This window comes from Termitidicoccus mucosus, assembly GCF_038725785.1.
Taxonomy (GTDB): domain Bacteria; phylum Verrucomicrobiota; class Verrucomicrobiia; order Opitutales; family Opitutaceae; genus Termitidicoccus; species Termitidicoccus mucosus.
In genome coordinates, this window is the sequence record NZ_CP109796.1 from 4603299 (window position 1) to 4621591 (window position 18293).

12 protein-coding genes are annotated in these 18293 nt (G+C 67.3%); 8 read left to right on the forward strand and 4 right to left on the reverse strand.

Going from position 1 to position 18293, the window contains the following annotated elements:
* The first annotated feature begins 204 nt into the window (after nucleotides 1-204).
* From OH491_RS16035 to OH491_RS16045, 3 genes are all read left to right on the forward strand, one after another.
* Nucleotides 205-966: an ABC transporter permease gene (locus OH491_RS16035; protein WP_068770556.1), complete on the forward strand. Its 762-nt coding sequence runs from the start codon at nucleotides 205-207 to the stop codon at nucleotides 964-966.
* Nucleotides 967-1095: 129 nt separating this feature from the next.
* On the forward strand, nucleotides 1096-2571 hold the full coding sequence (locus OH491_RS16040) for a GldG family protein (protein WP_068770555.1): 1476 nt from the start codon (nucleotides 1096-1098) through the stop codon (nucleotides 2569-2571).
* Nucleotides 2572-2714: 143 nt separating this feature from the next.
* Nucleotides 2715-4955 carry a DUF4340 domain-containing protein gene (locus OH491_RS16045; RefSeq protein ID WP_342750584.1) on the forward strand — a complete coding sequence of 747 codons (2241 nt, stop codon included), beginning with the start codon at nucleotides 2715-2717 and terminating at the stop codon, nucleotides 4953-4955.
* A gap of 124 nt (nucleotides 4956-5079) precedes the next feature.
* Here OH491_RS16045 and OH491_RS16050 read toward each other — a convergent pair whose 3' ends face one another.
* Nucleotides 5080-5253, reverse strand: a complete 174-nt coding sequence (locus tag OH491_RS16050; RefSeq protein WP_334319343.1) for a hypothetical protein — start codon at nucleotides 5251-5253, stop codon at nucleotides 5080-5082.
* Between OH491_RS16050 and OH491_RS16055 the strand changes: the two genes are divergently transcribed.
* Nucleotides 5240-8308 carry an AsmA-like C-terminal region-containing protein gene (locus OH491_RS16055; protein ID WP_068770553.1) on the forward strand — a complete coding sequence of 1023 codons (3069 nt, stop codon included), beginning with the start codon at nucleotides 5240-5242 and terminating at the stop codon, nucleotides 8306-8308. The genes OH491_RS16050 and OH491_RS16055 overlap by 14 nt on opposite strands.
* Nucleotides 8309-8425: 117 nt before the next feature.
* Here the strand turns inward: OH491_RS16055 and OH491_RS16060 are convergent, their stop codons facing one another.
* The 3 genes from OH491_RS16060 to OH491_RS16070 form a co-directional block, all read right to left on the reverse strand.
* Nucleotides 8426-9304 (reverse strand): transglutaminase-like domain-containing protein, encoded by an 879-nt coding sequence (locus OH491_RS16060; RefSeq protein ID WP_068770552.1) that lies wholly within the window; start codon nucleotides 9302-9304, stop codon nucleotides 8426-8428.
* Between the two features lie 81 nt (nucleotides 9305-9385).
* Complete coding sequence (locus OH491_RS16065) at nucleotides 9386-10306, reverse strand: hypothetical protein (RefSeq protein WP_145928812.1); 921 nt, start codon at nucleotides 10304-10306, stop codon at nucleotides 9386-9388.
* Between the two features lie 235 nt (nucleotides 10307-10541).
* Nucleotides 10542-11864 (reverse strand): PepSY-associated TM helix domain-containing protein, encoded by a 1323-nt coding sequence (locus tag OH491_RS16070; protein WP_342750585.1) that lies wholly within the window; start codon nucleotides 11862-11864, stop codon nucleotides 10542-10544.
* A 169-nt stretch (nucleotides 11865-12033) separates the two neighbouring features.
* Here OH491_RS16070 and aroB point away from each other — a divergent pair, with 169 nt between their 5' ends.
* The 4 genes from aroB (at nucleotide 12034) to OH491_RS16090 (ending at nucleotide 18276) form a co-directional block, all read left to right on the forward strand.
* Nucleotides 12034-13122 carry a 3-dehydroquinate synthase gene (gene aroB / locus OH491_RS16075; RefSeq protein ID WP_068770550.1) on the forward strand — a complete coding sequence of 363 codons (1089 nt, stop codon included), beginning with the start codon at nucleotides 12034-12036 and terminating at the stop codon, nucleotides 13120-13122.
* A 91-nt stretch (nucleotides 13123-13213) separates the two neighbouring features.
* Nucleotides 13214-13738 (forward strand): FKBP-type peptidyl-prolyl cis-trans isomerase, encoded by a 525-nt coding sequence (locus tag OH491_RS16080; protein WP_068770549.1) that lies wholly within the window; start codon nucleotides 13214-13216, stop codon nucleotides 13736-13738.
* A 261-nt stretch (nucleotides 13739-13999) separates the two neighbouring features.
* Nucleotides 14000-15142 carry an efflux RND transporter periplasmic adaptor subunit gene (locus OH491_RS16085; RefSeq protein WP_068770548.1) on the forward strand — a complete coding sequence of 381 codons (1143 nt, stop codon included), beginning with the start codon at nucleotides 14000-14002 and terminating at the stop codon, nucleotides 15140-15142.
* A complete protein-coding gene (locus tag OH491_RS16090) occupies nucleotides 15139-18276 on the forward strand; it encodes an efflux RND transporter permease subunit (protein WP_068770547.1) in 3138 nt (1045 codons plus the stop codon). Before OH491_RS16085 ends, OH491_RS16090 begins: the two co-directional genes overlap by 4 nt.
* The last annotated feature ends 17 nt before the right edge of the window (nucleotides 18277-18293 follow it).

Below are 18293 nucleotides of genomic sequence, written 5' to 3' on the forward strand. Positions count from 1 at the left end.
CGGCGGCGGGACGCCGCCGCTCCTTGGTGACACGGCTTTGAATCGCACTCCTGCCGCCGGTGCCGTCGCCTTCGCTTCCAGTGGCGTCGCATCCGTTCGCGTCGCCGCGCCCCTTTGTTTTTTGAGATTTGAGATTTTTTTGGGATTGTCAGGCTTCCCGCTTCGCCCGGAAGGAATTTTAAATCTGGAATTTTTCAAACACTGATGCGCCACTTCCTCACCATCCTCAGCCACGAAATCCGCATGCTGCTGGTCAGCCCCGGCACCTACATCGCGAGCGTGCTGTTCCTCTCCGTCATGGGGTTTGTGTTCGCCAACCTGCTCGACGAATACAGCCATGCGCCGCAGGAGATTTCGCCCGCGGTCGTGTTTTTCCAGCTCTTCTGGCTCCCCGTCCTCTTCATGGTGCCGCTGCTGACCATGAAAAGCATCTCGGAGGAACGCCGCCACGGCACGCTCGAGACGCTCCTCACCGCGCCCGTCACCACCACCGAGGTCGTGCTCGGCAAATACGGCGCGGCCTACTTCCTCTACATGCTGCTCTGGGGCTCGACCGCGGCGTTCTTCTACATCCTGCAACGCTCGGCCGGCGATGCGCAGCTCCTCGACACCGGCCCGCTCGTCGGCGGCTACATCTTCATCGCGGTGTCGGGCCTGTTTTTCATCGCGATCGGCATCTTCACCAGCTCGCTCTCGCGCAGCCAGGCCGTCGCCGGCATCGCGGGCTTCGCGCTCCTGTTCGTGCTCATCTTCGGCATGGATTTCGTGGCCGACATCGACGCGCTCGGACGCGAGGCCTTCGAGCCGATCAAGACCGTCACCCACGGCGCGCGCGTCTTCCAGCACCTCGACGACTTTTGTCGCGGGATTGTGGATACGCGCCAGGTGCTCTTCTACCTGAGCGGCTCGGTGCTCGCCCTCATCCTCAGCATCCTCGGGCTGGAGGCGAAGCTGTTGCACTCGTGAGAAGTAACAAGTGCCAAGTGACAAGTAGCACGAACATGCAACCGAAAACAACAAACCCCGCCGGCACCGGCACCGGCGCGGCAGCGCCCAAAATCGTAAATCACAAATCGTAAATCGTAAATTCCTCCCGTGTCTCCTTTCCACAGTTTTCGCGCGGCCCGCTGGCTCAGGACCACCAATCTCGTTCTGCAGGCCGTCCTGTTCGTGGCCTTTTTCGTCGGCCTCAATTATCTCGCCAGCCATTACGCGTGGCGTTTCGACCTTACCCAGCTCCGCCGCCACTCGCTTTCCGCCGAGACCAAGTCCTACCTCACCCACCTCGGCGAGCCCGTGCGCATCATCGTCACGCTCTCGCAGGAGGACGCGGATGATCCCGACCAGGCCTCCATCTATCGCGATGTGCGCGGCCTCCTGCGCGAATACGTCTACGCCGCCGACACCGCTGCGGCCGGGCGCATCCGCGTCGATTACATCGATGTTTACCAGCGCCCCCGCGAGGCCGAGCAGCTCAACCTCACCGCCAACACCGTGCTTTTCCTCTCCGGCGAACATGGCGAACGCCGCCGCGAAGTGCCGCTCGCCGACCTCTACCGCCGCCGCGACAAGCAGCGCATCGCCTTTCTCGGCGAGCAGGCGTTCACCGCCGCCATCCTCGACGTGTCCAGCCCCGGCCAGAAAAAAATCTACTTCCTCGCCGGCCACGGCGAGATGGATCCGAACGCCGTCGATCCCGTGCGCGGCCTCTCCGAACTGCGCGACGCCCTCCGCCAGCGCAACTACGCGCTCGACATGCTCGACCTCGCCCGCACCCGCGCCATCCCCGAGGACGCCGCCGTGGTCGTGTCCGTCGGGGCGCAGACCCGCTACGAATCCTACGAACAGGAGACGCTTCGCGACTACATGACCAATCGCGCCGGCCGCATGGCCGTGTTTTTCCAGCCCGCCATCAATCCCACCGGCCTCGAGGAACTCCTCAACGACTGGGGCATCCTCGCCGACAACGTCTTGGTCCGCGATCGCGGCGCCGACGGACGCGCCGACAACGGCGACCTCATCCTCTCCAACCTCACCCCGCATCCCGCCACGCAGCTGCTTATCGAAAACCAGCTCGTGCTCCGCTTCGGCGCCACCCGCGCCGCGCGTCCCAATCCCGCCCGCGCCACCGATCCCGGCCTCGCCGTCACGCCGCTCGTCGCCACCGGCGCCACCGCCTGGGGCGAGCGCGAGTATCGCCGCCGCCTGCACGAGTTCAACCCCGCCTCCGACCTCGCCGGGCCGTTCGCCGTCGTCACCGCCGCCGAGCGTGTCAAGGCCAACGACCTCCGCTTCAGCGTGCCCGTCGGCCGCATCGTGGCGTTTGGCGGCGCGGATTTCGTGGCCAACGGGCGCCTCCGCGCCGGCGCGAACGCCGCCATCGTGTTCTCGACGCTCAACTGGCTCGTGGACCGCGACCCCCTGCTCAACCTCCCCGCCCGCCCGGTCGAGCGTTTCCAGCTCGCCCTCAGCCGCGACCGCCTCCGCCACCTCCGCTACATGCTCCTGTTCGCCGTCCCCGGCGCCGCCGCGCTGCTCGGGCTGCTGGTTTATTGGACCCGCAGAAAGTGAAAAATTCCAAATCCCAAAAAAATCCCAGATTTCAAAATCCAAAATAGCAAAACCACCCGCCCGCGTCGCCCGCCACCGCCGCCCGGCGCGGCAGCGCCCCAATCCAAAATCGAGAATCGAAAATCGAAAATTTCGCCCCCTCCATGCGCACCAAAATCACGCTCGCCCTTCTCCTGCTCAATGTCGGGCTCTTTTACTACATCTTCTACATCCGCCATCACGACGACAAAAGCGTCGTCGCCAGCCGCGTGCTCGGCGTCGAAGTCTCCTCCATCCAGACCATCGCCATCCGCTCCGCCGACGCCTCCATCGACACCCGCATCGAGCGCCGGGGCGACCAGTGGATGCTCGCCTCGCCCGTGGTCTGGCCCGCGAACGAGTTTGCGGTCAAGAACATCATCACCGAACTCGAATACCTCCGCGCCGAGACCAGTTTCGCCGTCCAGGACCTCGCCCTCAGCGGACAGACCCTCGCCGACTACGGCCTCGAAAAACCCTCGCTCACCCTTTCCTTCACTTCCTCCGCCGGCCCCGCGCCCGTCACCCTGAAAATCGGCGACACCACCAAGGTCGGCAACCGCCTCTACATCCTCTCGCCCGACGGCGCGCGCATCTTTGTGGTCAACCGCTCCCTGGCCGAAACCCTCGCGCTCAAGCTCGACGACCTCCGCTCCGCCAGCCTCTTCACCATTCCCGTCTTCGAGGCCAGGGCGCTGAACATCGAGTCCGGCGGCAGCGGCGCGCGCGTGCGCATCCGCCGCGACAACGAACGCTGGGCCATCGAAAGCCCCATCCAGACCCGCGCCAGCAAAATCGGCACCGAGCTTGCCATCAGCGGACTCGGCGGCCTGCAAGTGAAGACCTTCGCCGGCGAGGAAGCCCGCGCCGCGCTCGCCACGCCGCGCCTGCGCGTCACCCTCGAAGGCAACAACCGCCGCGAAACCCTCCTCATCGGCTCGACCGTCCCGCCAGGAGCCGGAGGGACGGCCTCCGTGTCGTCCACCAACCCCGCCCCGACCGCGCCCAATCCGCGCGCCCAGGAGCCGTCCACCGATTATTACGCCCGCATGGAAAAGGACGGCGGTCCCGGCGCCGCCACCTTCCTCACGCTTTCGATTCCCGACCGCCTCCTGGCCACGCTCGACGACGCCGCCCGCGAACTCCGCGAGACGCGCATCCTCGATTTTTCCCCGGAAAACGTCTCCACCATCACCATCGACGGCGCCGGCGCCGCCGGTGAAATCGTGCTCCAGCGCCTCGAGTCCAATGACAGCGCCCTCGGCGCCGCGTGGCAGATCGCCCGCCGGACCAACGGCAGCGGCCTCCACACCCTGCCCGCCGACCGCGAAATCGTCGCCCGCCTGCTCCGCGACCTCGAGCGCCTTCGCGTCGAGGAGCTGAAGCCGCCGGCGTCGCCTTTCGTCAACGACGCCCCCTCCGACGCCGAGAAGGAAAACTACGGCTTCAACCGCCCCGCCCGCGAAGTCACCCTGGTCTTCGGCGCGCCCGTCTCGCCCTCCGGCGTCGTCACCGCGCCCCCGCCGCCCATCGTCCTCCAGATCGGCGACGGCACCGACCGCCTCACCTACGCCCGCCTCGCCAGCCAGAACTACGTTTACCGCGTGCCCCCGCGCATCCTGGAGGAGATTTCCCTCTCCACGCTCGACTACCGCGAGCGCACCCTGCGCGAACTCCCCGCCGGCGCGCAGATCACCGCGCTCAAACTCACCGACCTCGCGGCGCCCGCCGGCCAGCAGGTCATCCTTGAAACCGCGCTCCCGGCCCCCGCCGGCGCGCCCCTGCGCGAAGCCATCGACGCCCTCGCCGCGCAACTCCGCACCCTCCGCGCGAAATCCTTTGTCGCCGAGCAATTCACCGCCACCGTGCTCACCGCCGGCGAGGAGCGCCCCTGGCGCTATCGTCTCGACGCCACGCTCTCGCTCGTCGGCGCCGCCGACGGACAGACCACCACCAGCACGCTTTTCTTCGCCATCCGCTCCGGCGGCGCCACGCAACTGGCCGGTTCGCCCGAGTTCAACGCCGTCTTCGCCGCCGAGCAGCCGCTCCTCGACGCGCTTTTCGCCATCACCCATGCGCCGCGCGAACCCGCCCCCCTCGAAACCGGCGCACAGCCCAAAGCCAGCGGCACGGCCAGCCCGCCTGCGGCTGCCCCGAGTGGCACGGGCAGTCTGCCCGCGCCCGACGCGAAAACCTCAAGTCCAAGCGCCGCGCCTGTCCCCGCGAGCGTCCCGGCCCTCGCGCCCGCGCTCTCCATCCCCGCGCCGTCCGCGGCCACCGGCACCGCCGCGCCTGTTTCCCACACCGACATCGTGCTTCCTAACTCCGTGCTCGCGCCGGACCGCAGCCATGACTCCTCCCAATGACGTCGGCTCCTGCACGGAGGGGCGGCGTCCCCGCCGCCCGGCCCGCGCCCGCGTTCGCGGCACGGCACTCGTAGCGCAGGCATCCTGCCTGCCGTCGAATATTTTATCGCGCGAAGCGCGGCATTTATTGGTTCTTGGAAGAAAGGAGCCAGCGGCGCTGCGCGCCTTCTTTTTCGACGGCAGGCAGGATGCCTGCGCTACGCAAACCCACGGGCGGGACGCCCGTGCCACGGAACACCGCCGCGCCATCCTTGGAAAAACGGATCGCCCGCCACCGACGACGAATGACCGCGGCCAAGAATAAAAAGTCCCCATTCGCCTGGCGTGTCTGCAAAACCTGCGCCGATGGCTGCTGCACGCTCCTCACCTGGATTGTCTGCGCCATCCTCACGCTCCTGCTCATCCTCCAAATCCGCCTCGCCACGATGGAGGAAATCGCGTTGCCCGAGGAAGCCGTGCGCGAACTCCAGACCCGGCTCGCCGCCCACGGTCTCAGCGCGGCCTTCGATTCCGCGCGCATCGACCTGCGCGGAAACGTCCTCGTGCGCGGCATCCGCGTCCGGGCCGCCGCCTTCGACGACCCGCTCCTCACCATCGACGCGCTGCAATGCCGGATCAATCCCATCGCGGCCATCCTGCATCGCGTCGCGCCGGAATCCATCCGCGTCAGTGGCGCGAGCCTGCATTTGCCCGCGATGCTTTCGCCCACCGGCGCGGGCGACGCGATCATCCATGACATCGATGCCGCGATCGACCTCCAGGGCCGCGTCCTTTCCCTCGATCATCTCACCGCCCGCGTCGAGAACCTCACCTTTTCCGCCAGCGGCGGCCTCATGCTTCCGCAGGTCGCCGGCAAGACTCCCGGGGAAAAAGTCCGCGACATTGTCTCCCGCTACCTCGAGGCCGCCCGCCGCATTGCCGATGCCGCCGGGCGGCTTGCCATCCTCGACTCGCCCCACATCCATCTGAGCCTCACCCCCAGCCGGGAGGAAATCGCCGACATCGACGCCACGTTTTCCATCGACGGACTTTCCGTCACCGCCGACAAGCTTCCGCCGCAATTTCAGGCTGCCCTCGCCCGCGTCCAATCCCTCGCCGGCTACAAACCGGATCCTGCCCGGCCGCTCCCCGCCCTCGCATTCGGGCCCGTTTCCACGCGCCTCCAGTTTCCGCTCAAGCCCGCTTCGCCCCGCCAGCTCGACCTCCGCGCCCATCTCGAAACGCTCGACATCCCTGGCGACATTCAAGTCCGCAACCTCCATCTCGACATCCCGCTCCAGCTCGCTGCGCGCGCAGATCCCAAACAGTCGCCACTGGGAGCGCGGGCATTCCTGCCCGCGAATCAGCCTCCCACCGATGCCGTATCGCAGGTTTCCAAATCTGCTCCCGCCGCCGATCCTCCGCCTTTTTGGGACTTGGGCTCTGGACTCTGGGATTTGCGCGCCGAACGCGCCTCGCTTTCGATCGGCGCGTTTTTCACCCCGCGCCTCACCGTCCGCGACATCATCCTTCGCGCGTCCCCGCATTGCCGCCCGCGTCTCGATGTCGCCCTTGCCGCGCGCCTGTTCGACGAACCGCTCGAGCTCGCCCTCGACGCCGATGCGCGCGCCGGCGACGCCACGCTCCGCGTCGATGCCCGCATCGGTACGCCGCTCATTGAGCTGGCCGAAAGCTTCCTCGGCCCCGGCTGGGCCGGCGTCATCCGGCCCGAGTCACCCATCCCGGTCGGCGCCGCAATCACGTTTGCCGGCGGCTGGAAATTCTCCTCCGCGCGGGGCTTCCTCACCAGCGGCCCGGCCGTCGCCGACGGCGTGCGCGTGGACTCCGCGTATGGAGAATTTGAATACGAGGACGGTGTGCTCGGCTTCCCCCGCGCCGCGCTCACCCAGGGCGAAAGTCATGCGCGCGGCTCCGTCGTCATCGACACCCGCTCCGCCGATTACCGCTTCCTCATCGCCGGCGCGCTCCGCCCGCCCGGCATCTCCGGGTGGCTCGGCGACTGGTGGCCCGAGTTTTGGGACGACTACGAGTTTCCCGGCCCCGCGCCCCGCGCCAGCGTCGATGTCCGGGGAAACTTCCGCAACGCCGCCCGCACGCGCGTTTATCTCCATGTCAACGCCGCCCGCCCTGTCTTCAAGGGCGTGCCCTTCGACAATGTGCGAGGCCTCATCTACGTCCGCCCCGGCTTTTGCGACACCATCGAGAGCACCCTCACGCTCGGCTCCGGGATCGCCCGCGGCGCGTTCACCTACGACTACGACCTCGCCCGGGACGCCTTCCGCCGCGCGACCTTCTCCTATAAAAGCGATCTCGATCCCGCGCACGTCGCGCCCATTTTTGGCCGGGCGGTCGTCGATGCCATCGCGCCGCTCAAGTTTTCCAGCGCGCCCTCGCTCGACATCACCGGGCAAATCGACGGGCCCGCCGCGCCCGGCGGCGCGCACGAAAAAATCGACTTCACCCTCCGTTCCCTCGGCGACAGCGCCTTTCTCGATTTCCCGCTCGCCAACCTGTCCTTCGCCGCCCGCGTGCGCGACGATGAAATCGCCCTCGACGATGTCTCCGCCATTGTCGCCGAAGGCAACCTCTCCGGCCGCGCCCGGGTGAACACCGCTCCCGGCAAACACTTTGTCAGCTTCGACGCCAACCTCGACAACGCCCGCCTCGGCCTCGCCATCGGCACCTTCGAGAAATTTCTCGCCCTGAAGGAAGGCAAACCCGCGCCCACCGTGAGCAAGTTCCAGAAAAAAGTCGCCGGCGGCCGCCTGCACGCCCGTGTCTCCGCCGGCGGAAACTACGACGACCTCCTTTCCTTCCAAGGCTCCGGCGTGACCGAGATCACCGACGCGGACCTCGCCGAGGTCAACCTGCTCGGCGGCCTTTCCGCCGCGCTCCGCAACGCGGGCGTCTTCAGTTTCACCTCGCTCCAGTTCACCGACGCCTCCAGCAGCTACGACATCAAGGGCCGCGAAATCGCCTACAAGAACATCACCATCACCGGCCCCCAGGCGCGCGTGACGATGAACGGCTCGTATTACCTCGACGCGAAGGAAATGCGCATGAGGGCCAAGCTCTATCCCTTCCGCGAGAGCCGCAACGTGATCGGCGCGACCGTCGGCTTCCTGCTCACGCCCTTTTCCGCGGCGCTCGAGCTGCGCCTCGACGGCACGCTCGAGGAGCCGAAGTGGCGCTTCGCCTATGGCCCGGCCAGCCTGGCCCGGGCGCTCTCCGGCACCGGCGGCGCCCCCGCGTCGGCGAACGGGCAGGACGCTGAAAAAGAAAAGGCGCCCTCCGGGGCAAACGCCGCCCCGCCCGCCCCATCTGGCTCCCGCAGGCACGGCCCGCTGCGTTGATCCCATCGGAGGCGGGCGTGCATACCCGCGGGAGGCCCGCGACAGATTAGAGCCTTTTCGTTTCTTCTCTGATGCCACTCAATCCCGCTGCCGTGCCTTCGGCATGGCGCCCGTTGCTCACCGCCGCATCTGGCGCATGTGGCGGGCGTGGGTCGCGTCGAATTCGCCCACGAAGCTCGCGAACATGCGCGAGCGGTCGTCGTCGCCGGCCTCGCCGTAGTGGTTGGCCAGGTTGCGGCAGCAGCGGCAGAGCACCTCGCGCACCGGTGTCGGGGCAAGGTCGGCGGGGCGCGGGGAAAAATCACTCGCGCGCAGGCGCAGGAACATCTGCCCGGCGCTGCGCAGCGTGCCCTGCTCGAAGGCGTCGATGAAGAACGGCGCGCCGCCGGCGTGGCAGCCGACCACGAAATGCCCGGGCAGCGCCACCGGCTCCAGCGGCAGGTCGAGGCGGCGCGCGACCAGCAGGTAAACGATGCACAGGCTCACGGGAATGCCTTTTTTACGGGCGAGCACGTGGTCGAGGAGGCTGTTGAGCGGGTCGTTGTAGTGCCCGATGTTGCCGTGGAATCCGCATTCGTGAAACAGCACCCGGTTGATCACGCGGCATTTCTCCCGCAGGCTCATGGGCTCGTCGAAAAGCGCGCGGCAGCGCGCGGCGATGGCATCGAGGATCTGGCAGCACGCGGCCACGTCGAGGTCGTGCGACACGGTGCGGGTGAGGAGAAACACACCGGTTTCCAGCTCATAGTTGAGCGAGCGGATGAAGTTGCGAAATTCCGAGACGGGATCGCTGAACTTGAGCCGGCCCAGGAACCAGCGCGCATGGATGGCGAGGATGCGGTTGGAACCCGTCGCGAGGCGCTGGAGAAACTCGGCGGCGGGGTGGCCGAGTTGCTGGAAATGGCCGAGCAGCGCCTGCCGGATCGGCGGATGGGGGTCGTCAAGAAGGGCGCGGAAAGCCGCTTGACGCGCTGGATTGATGCGCCGTGGTTTCACATGTGCACCTTATCCACGGAGGCCGCCCCGCGCAACCGGCATTCGGTAACGCGGTGGTTAATTTTGCCCGGGGAACGACATTTATGCGAAGCCTTTGCGCCGTTTCGCCGCCGGACGCGCCCTGATGAGCGTGGCCTCGATTTCGATGCCCAGGGCCGCGCGGCAGATGTCGGCGCGCAGCCATGTCACCACATCGTCGGCGCGCAAGAGCGTGCCGTGCAACGCCAGCCGCGCCTCCTCCAGGTCGGCGGCGCGGCGCAGGTAGATTTTGAAATGCCGCCGCCACCGGCCGGGCGCGCCGCCGGCCCCGAGATCATCGCCGGCGCCGCAGGCCCGCGAGATGAGGCGCAGGTTGTCCAGCGTGCATTCGATTTGCCGCACCAGCCGCCCGGGTGCGACCGTGGCATGGCCCTTGATGGCCGCCGTGCCGGAGATGAACACGCAACGCGCTTCGCCAGCGCCGCCGGCGCCGTCCGGAACGATGGTCGCCCGGGCGAAGCCGGGCGCGCGCGGGCCGTAATCCGCCGGATATTCGTAGGCGGGAATCTGCGCGGGGTTTTCCACGTGCCGGGGCGCGGTCTTCCCGGCGACGAAGACCAGCGCGAGTTCCGCGCCTTCACAGCCGACGGCCGACGCGGCGGGCAGCGCGCGCGCGAAATCACGGCCAAACGCCTGCTCGAACGCGAGCGAGCGCCCGCGGCAAAACTCGCGGTAGTTTTCCTCACCATTGCCGGGGGACGGTTCGTTGATGCGCGGCACGTAGTTCCAGATCCGGTGAAGATGCAGCCCGGCCGCGTGCCCGAACAACCGGCGGTAAATGCGATGTGCGGCATCCGCGAGATCGCGCCCGGCGGGCACGCGCGCGCAGCCGATCAGGTCGTCGCCGTCGCCGTGCGAGAAGAGCGCGAAATCCCCGTCCGCGCGCGCCGGCGCGGATGCCGCCGGGCGGGCATCGGGGAAAATCCGTTCCAGCGCGGCCCCCGCAAGCAACGGAGCGGGCACGGAAAACGCGTGGGGGCCGTGGCTTTTGTGTTCGCCAAAGCATACGGCAAACCCGTCTGGCGGGCGCGGCGCCGTCACTATGCCGGCGTCCGAAACCGCCGCCGCCGGCCGGTCCGGGCGGTCGCTTCGATGGGTTGAAAATGGGCGCTCACGAGACACGTGCGCTTCCCAATCCTGATGATTCTCCGAAGAAGTCTATCTCATTGCGCGCCGGGAGGCCGTTTTTTCCAGCGGTTTATCCGGCGGCTTTGGCCGTCTCCGGTCGTTGCGTCTTCGCGACCGGCGGGGGCGGGGCTTTCTTTTTGCAGAAGAAACGCCGCCAGGTGAGGGCGAAGCCGGTGTAGCAAAGGACGAGCGACACGAGGCTGGCGAGCCCGGCGACCAACTGGCCGGGCCAGCCGAGCGCCTCGCCGGTGTGCAGGAAACGCGTCCAGATGCGGAAGCGGCGCGCGGGCGTGTTGTCGCCGAATTCGTCGCGGCGCAGCAGATCGCCGGTGTAGGGATCGAAATGCGCCTGCACGGTCGCGGTGCGCGGCCAGCGCGAGGCTTCGCGCACGGTGAGCGTGACCGGCTGCGGCGCGGCCCCGGCGGTGTTGGCGTCGGGGCGTTCGCGGGGCGGACGGGCTTGGGCGCGGGATTCGCCAGCCGGGTTTCCGGCGGCAGGCTGGCCGGCGCCGCCGCGCCGCGCCTGGGTTCCGGACGGGAGGCGGAGGGTGATTTGTTCCCAGCCATCGAGCTGGCCCTGGGCGCGGGCCACGAGGGCGTCGGCATCGAGCGGCCTCGCGCCGGGGGCGGGCGGAGTGACGGCCAGCGGCGGTTTCTCGGGGGCGGGCGGCGGGCCGGGCCGCGTCGGCGCCTCCTCGCCGAAGAGCGTATAGACGAGCCTGTTGCCCCACGCGTAGGAGATGGGCACGGCGGTGAGCGTCAGGACGATCAGGACGGGCGCGGTCCAGAAGCCGATGGCGTTGTGCCAGTTCCAGTCGCGGGCGCGTCCGCGCAGGTTGGCGAGGATGATGGTCGAGGGGCGCAGTCCCTTCCAGGTCCAGTTGCGCGGCCACCAGAGGTAGAGTCCGCTGACGGCGAGGAAGGCAAAGGCGAGGTTGCACGCGCCGGTGACGGCCTTGCCGGCGGCGCGCTGGTCGCCCTCGAGGCCGAGCCAGCGGTGCCAGGCGAACATCGCGCCCATGAAGGCGCGCATCCCCGGCGCGCCGCGCGGGATCAGCTCGCCGGTGTATTGGTTTTGATAATACACCGGCGCGCCGCGGCCGGCGGCGGCGAGCGTGAGGGGGGCGGACGGGTCGGCGTCGATGGCGATGCTCGCGGGGCTGAAGTCGGGTTTCGCCTCGCGGGCGCGGCGGGCGAGTTCGTCGAAGGGCAGGGGGGCGGCGTCGGGCGAGGGCGGCGCGACGCGGCGGATGTCGCGCTCGGCCCAGGCAATGAGCTCCTTTTCAAACGCGAGCGCCGCGCCGGTGAACGACATGATGGCAATGACGACCCCGGCGATGATGCCGGCTGCGAGATGGGTCCAGAAAAGGGCGGAGCGGAAGAATTTTTTCACGGCGCGCGAGGTGATGAGAGATAGAGAATGACCCCAAAGCGTTGTTCGGGAAAAGGGATGGTCAAATTGAAAATTGAGATAAAGGCTCAATATCACAAGAGGCGAGCCGGGCCGCGCAACGAGAACGTTGGGTTGACCGCTTTCGCGGCGCGGCGCTTATGATGCGGGGATGAGCGACACATTGACCGTCAGGCTGGGCGAGCGCAGTTATCCGATCCATTTCGGCGCGGATTTGACCGCCGAGGTGCGCGCGGCGGTCGCGCAACTGGAGCGCGAGGGCCGGCGGGTGGCCGTGCTCACGGATCGCAACGTGGCCGCGCGGCAAGCCGCCGCGCTCAAGGCGATGTTCGGCGGCGCGCCGATGCTGGTCACCGGGGCGGGCGAATCGGTGAAGTCGTTCGCGGAGCTGGAGCGCGTGATGGATTTTCTGGCGGAAAACCGGCTCGACCGCGCGGGCGTGCTCGTGGCCGCGGGCGGCGGCGTGATCGGCGACCTGGGCGGTTTCGCGGCGGCGGCATGGCTGCGGGGCATCGATTTCTGGCAGGTGCCGACGACGCTGCTCGCGATGGTGGACAGCTCGGTGGGCGGGAAAACCGGGGTGAACCTGAAGGCGGGCAAGAACCTTGCGGGCGCGTTTCACCAGCCGCGCGCGGTCTTCATCGCGACCGGCCTGCTCGCCACGCTGCCGCCGCGCGAGTTCGCGGCGGGCATGGCCGAGGTCATCAAATACGGGTTGCTCGGCGACGCGGCGCTGTTTGCGCAACTGGAGCGCGAGCCGCTCACGGTGGCGAGCCCCGCGCTGGCGGCGGTGGTGCGGCGCTGCTGCGAAATCAAGGCCGCCGTGGTCGAGTCCGACGAGCGCGAGCTGGCGAAGGAAGGCGGGCGCGCGCTGCTCAACCTCGGGCACACGTTCGGCCACGCCATCGAGCAGGTGGCGGGCTACGGCGAATACCTGCACGGCGAGGCGGTGGCCATCGGGCTGGCGGCGGCGGCGCGCCTGTCGGCGCGGCTCGGGCTGCCGGTGGGCGGGGATGAAATCGCGCGCGTGGAGCGCGTGCTGGCCGCGCACGCGCTGCCGGCGAGGCTGCGCGAGGCGCTGCCGCTGGAGTCGTTGATGGCGGCGATGGCGCGCGACAAGAAAGTGCGCGCGGGCACGCTGCGTTTTGTCGTGCTCAAGTCGCCGGGCGAATCGGCCACGCAGCCGGGCGTCGATCCGGCGCTGGTCGAAGGCGTGTGGCGCGAGCTCGGCGCGGCGTGAGTTTCGCGCCATCGTTCCCGTTCTTTCGGGGCGGCGCCCCGCCAAAAGTGTGATTGCATGATGGCGGCGGCGTGGACAATCATCCGGTGTCATGCGTCTTTTTCCGCTCCAACTAACGCTCCTGCTCGCCGCATTTGTCCTGCCCCTCTCCTTGCAAGCCCAGCGCGAAAAACTGTCGCCCGAGGACTTGGCCTACGTGGAAAAAACCTGGCCCAACGCCAAGGCCACCGGCACAAGCCTGCGCACCGAAGTGCTCGCGGAAGGCTCCGGCGACTCGCCCAGGCCCGGCGACCGCGTGAGCGTGCTCTACAAGGGCATGCTGCTTGACGGCACGATCTTCGACCAGGCCACCGAGCCGGAGCGCGCGTTCACCTTCCGGCTCGGCCGCGGCAATGTCATCGAGGGATGGGAGGAAGGATTGCAACTCATGAAAATCGGCGAGAAACGCCGCTTCATCATCCCGTTTGAACTGGCCTACGGCACCCGCGGCGACCCGCCGAAAATCCCGCGTCGCGCCACGCTCGTCTTCGAGGTCGAGCTGCTCAAAATCGAAAAAGGCGAGTCATCGCCGCCGCCGCCCCCGCCGAAGAAAAAGGAAAAGAAGAAAAAATCTTGACCGGCGGCCGAAACCCGCGCCGGTTCCTCCTTGTTAATTTTTGTTCGCTGCACCTGTTCGGTTTTTATTCACCGCAAAGACACAAAGCGCGCGAAGAATTATTTATAATTTTCCTCCTTTGCGCCCTTTGCGTCTCTGCGGTGAATTTATCGGTTTGCACGAGCGGCGCAACTTTTGCCCGGGCGCCCCGTCCTTTCTTTCCCCGGCTCCGCCGCCCGTCGGTTGCGAGCCGGTTCTATTTTCGTCCCAGATATTCTCCCAATGATCCTGCCTCGCCTCTCCAAGTCCGCCCTTGCCGCCAGCATCGGGGCGCTTGTTTTGTTCTCATCCGTCGGCTGCGGAAAAAAATCCGCCAAAAACCCGGGCGACGGCGCCGCCCCCGGCGCGCGCGCGCAGCCCGTCGAGGTCGTGGCCATCGAAAAACGCGACCTCGTCGAGACGCTCCAACTCGTCGGCTCGCTTGCGCCCAATGAAACCGCGCAGATCCGCGCCGAAATCGCCGGACAGGTGCGCGAGGTTTTGTTCGACGAGGGCCAGCCGGTGAAAAAGGGGCAGATTCTCCTGCGCATCGACGACTCCGAGCTCCGCGCCCAGCTCGCGCAGGCCGAGGCGCGCTTCGAGCTCGCCACGCAAAACCTCCGCCGCACCGAGGACCTCATCACGCAGCAATTCATCTCGCAGGCCGACGCCGACCAGACCCGCTCCGACTACAACGCCGCCAAGGCCGAGCTCCAGCTGCTCCGCGTGCGCCTCGACAAAATGGAAATCAAGGCGCCCTTCGACGGCATCGCGGGCGCGCGCACCGTCTCGCCCGGCGACTACGTGACCGCGTCGGTCACCGCCACGCCGATCACCACGATCGACGACCTGAGCCGGTTGAAAATCGAGTTTCAGGTGCCCGAGCGCTACAGCCTGCGCGTGCGGCATGGCACGCATTTTCACGTGCGGGCGCGCACGCCGGACGGCGAGGACTCGGCGAATGGCGAAGTCTATTTCGCCTCGGTGATCATCGACCGCGCCACGCGTTCGGTGCAGGTGAAGGGTTATGTGGACGACGCGCCGGTCTGGTTCCGTCCGGGCATGTTCGTGAATGTCGAGCTTGAGCTGGCCACGCGCAAGGGCGTGCTTGCGGTGCCGGAGGGCGCGGTGCTCGTCACGGCGGGCGCCGGTTCGCAGATCGTCGTGGTGCGCGAGCGCGACGGCGACAAGCTCGCCGACTTCGTGCCGGTCGGGCTGGGCATGCGGACCCGGGGGCTGGTGGAGATCACGCCGCTCAAAGAGGGCGTGACGGCGGGCATGTCGGTGGTCGCATCCGGCGTGGGCGCGTTGATTCTTTATCAGGACGGCAAGCTGGACCCGCGCCCCCTGCGGAAGGAGTTTTCCATCGGAGGCGACGCGCAATGATTCTCTCGGACACGTCCATCAAGCGCCCGGTGGTCGGCCTGGTCGCGTCGATCTTGATCGTGCTCATCGGGGCGCTGAGCTTCAAGCGGCTGCCGGTGCGCGAGTATCCCAACACGGAAACGGCGGTGGTCTCGGTCCGCACCACGTATCGCGGCGCCTCCGCCGAGGTGGTCGAGACCAGGATCACCGAGCCGCTGGAGAAGGAACTGGCCTCCATCGACGGCATCCGCAACATCCAGTCCAATTCCCAGGAGGAAAACTCGCGCATCACCATCGAGTTCACCATGAACCGCAACATCGACGAGGCGGCCAACGATGTGCGCGACCGCGTGAGCCGGGCGCGCGGCAACCTGCCCATCGACATCGACGAGCCGCGCATCGAGAAAGCCGACCCGGACGCCTCCCCCGTGATCAGCCTGTCCTTCAACTCGGACCGCTACTCGCGGCTGGAACTGGTCGAGATGGTCGAGCGCACCGCCATCCAGCGCATCCAGACCATTCCCGGCGTCGGCTCGGTGACCGTGCGCGGGCCGCGTTTCGCGATGCGCCTGTGGATCGACAGCGACCGCCTCGCCGCCTACGGGCTCACGGTCGCCGACGTGGAAAACGCTCTGCGCCGCCAGAATGTCGAAATCCCCGGCGGGCGCATCGAATCCTCGTCGCGCGAGTTCCCCGTGCGCATCGAAGGCCGCATGGCGGAGGTCAGCGAGTTCGAAAACCTCGTGCTGCTCACCCAGGGCAACTACCAGGTGAAATTCGCCGACGTGGGCCGCGTGGAACTCGGCTCCGAGAACTATCGCAGCGAGACCTATTACAAGGGCATGCCCACGGTCAGCGTGTCGGTGGTGCGCCAGTCCAACGCCAACCTGCTCGATGTCGCCAACGGCGTGAAGGCGTCCATCCCGTTCATCCAGGACGACATGCCGGATGGCGTGAACGTGAATGTCGCCTTCGACAGCTCCACCTTCGTGGAACGCTCGGTGAAGGAGGTGTATTCCACGCTCATGGAGGCGGCCGTGCTCGTCATCCTCATCATCTTTCTTTTCCTGCGCGACTGGCGCGCGACGCTGGTGCCGCTGGTCGCCATCCCCGTCTCGCTGATCGGCACGTTTGCGGTCATGGCCGTGCTCGGATTCTCCATCAACATCCTCACCCTGCTCGCGCTCGTGCTCGCCGTCGGCCTCGTGGTGGACGACGCCATCGTCGTGCTGGAAAACATCTACCGCCGCATCGAGGAGGGGGAAAAGGCGATTCACGCCGCGATTTTCGGCACCCGGCAGGTGGCCTTCGCCGTCATCGCCACCACGCTCACGCTCGCGGCGGTGTTTGTCCCCGTGGCCTTCCAGTCGGGGCAGACCGGGCGGCTCTTCTATGAATTCGGCATCACGCTGGCGACGGCGGTGCTGGTGTCCGGATTCGTCGCGCTCACGCTCACGCCCATGCTGTGCTCGCGCCTGCTGAAGGTCCGCGTGGTGGACGGGAAGCAGAAGCACAACTGGCTGTATGATAAAACCGAGCCCTTCTTCGAATGGCTCAACTCCCGCTACGAGCGCGTGCTGCGCGTCGCCATCAAGGGAAAGTGGCTCGTGCTGCTGTTCTCCGCCGCGTTTGTCGCCTGCGGATTTTCGCTCTACACGCAGCTCCAGCGCGAACTCACGCCCTCCGAGGACCGCGGGATCTTCACCGCCAACCTCATCCCCCCCATCGGCTCCACCTCCGAATACCTGAAACGCTACTCCTACGACGTGGAGCAGATGATTCTCGCCGTGCCGGAGATAGACCGCACCTATCACCAGACCGGCGACGGCGGGCGGGCGTTCATCTACGCGACCCTCAAGCCTTGGGAGGAGCGCACCCGCAAAACCCAGGCCATCACCGCGGAGTTGCGCCGCAAGTTCCAGGCGGAAGTGACCGGCGGGCAGGCCTTCGCCAGCCCGGTGCGCCCCTTCGGGCAGCGCGGCTCGGGCGTGCGCATGGTGCTGCTCGGAAATGAATTCGACGAATTGCAAAAACTGGGCGCCGGCTTCGTGCGCACCATGCAGGAGAGCGGCATGTTTGTGCAGCCGCGCGTGGACCCGCAGCCCACCAAGCCGCAGCTCCAGGTCCGCATCGACCGCGCCAAGGCCGCCGACCTGCGGGTCAACGTCAGCGATGTCGCGACCACGCTCGAATCGCTGCTCGGCAGCCGCCGCGTGACCGAGTTCCAGCGCGGCAACCAGCAGTATTACGTGATGGTGCAGGTCGAGGACGCCAACCGGGCCACGCCCTCCGACCTCGCCCGCCTCTACGTGCGCTCGACCGACGGGTATCTCGTGCAGCTCAGCAACCTCGTCAGCTGGACCGAGAACGCGGTTTCCGAAAGCTACCGCCACTTCGACCGCATGCGGTCCGTCACGGTGTCCGCGCAAATGATCGAGGGCCGCACGCTGGGCGACGCGGTGGAGTTCCTCAGCGCCCGCGCCGCCGAGGAGCTTCCCCCCGGCTACAGCATCGCGTGGGACGGCGAGACGCGCGAGTTCATCGAGAGCGGCAGCGACACCTACGTGCTCTTCGGGCTCGCGCTCGTATTCACGTTCCTGATACTCGCGGCGCAGTTCGAGTCGTGGATTCACCCGACGACGATTTTCAGCGGCGTCCTGCTGGCCATCGCCGGCGGCCTGCTGGTGCTCTGGTCCACGCGCTTCTGGGCCGGCACGGCGATGACCGACAACCTCTTCTCGCGCTTCGGCCTCATCATGCTCATCGGCCTCGTGACCAAGAACGGCATCCTCATCGTGGAGTTTGCCAACCAGCTCCAGGTCGAGGGCAAGGACGTCTTCACCGCGGCCTTCCAAAGCGCCACGCTGCGATTCCGGCCCATCCTGATGACCTCGATCGCGACCGTGCTCGGCGCCGTGCCCATCGCCTTTGCGAGCGGCGCCGGCGCCGAGACGCGCAACCCCATGGGCATCGTGATCGTCGGTGGGCTGACGATCGCGACCGTGATGGCGCTGTTTGTGATTCCGATCATCTACATCCTGATGGACCGCGCCTGCGTGCGGCTGCTCGGGAAATCCAGTGCCCACGGCCTCATCCGCGCCGCCGAGATCGACCGCGAGACGCGCAAAATCTCCGAACACGGCAACGCCGCCTGAGACGCCGCCGGAGTTGA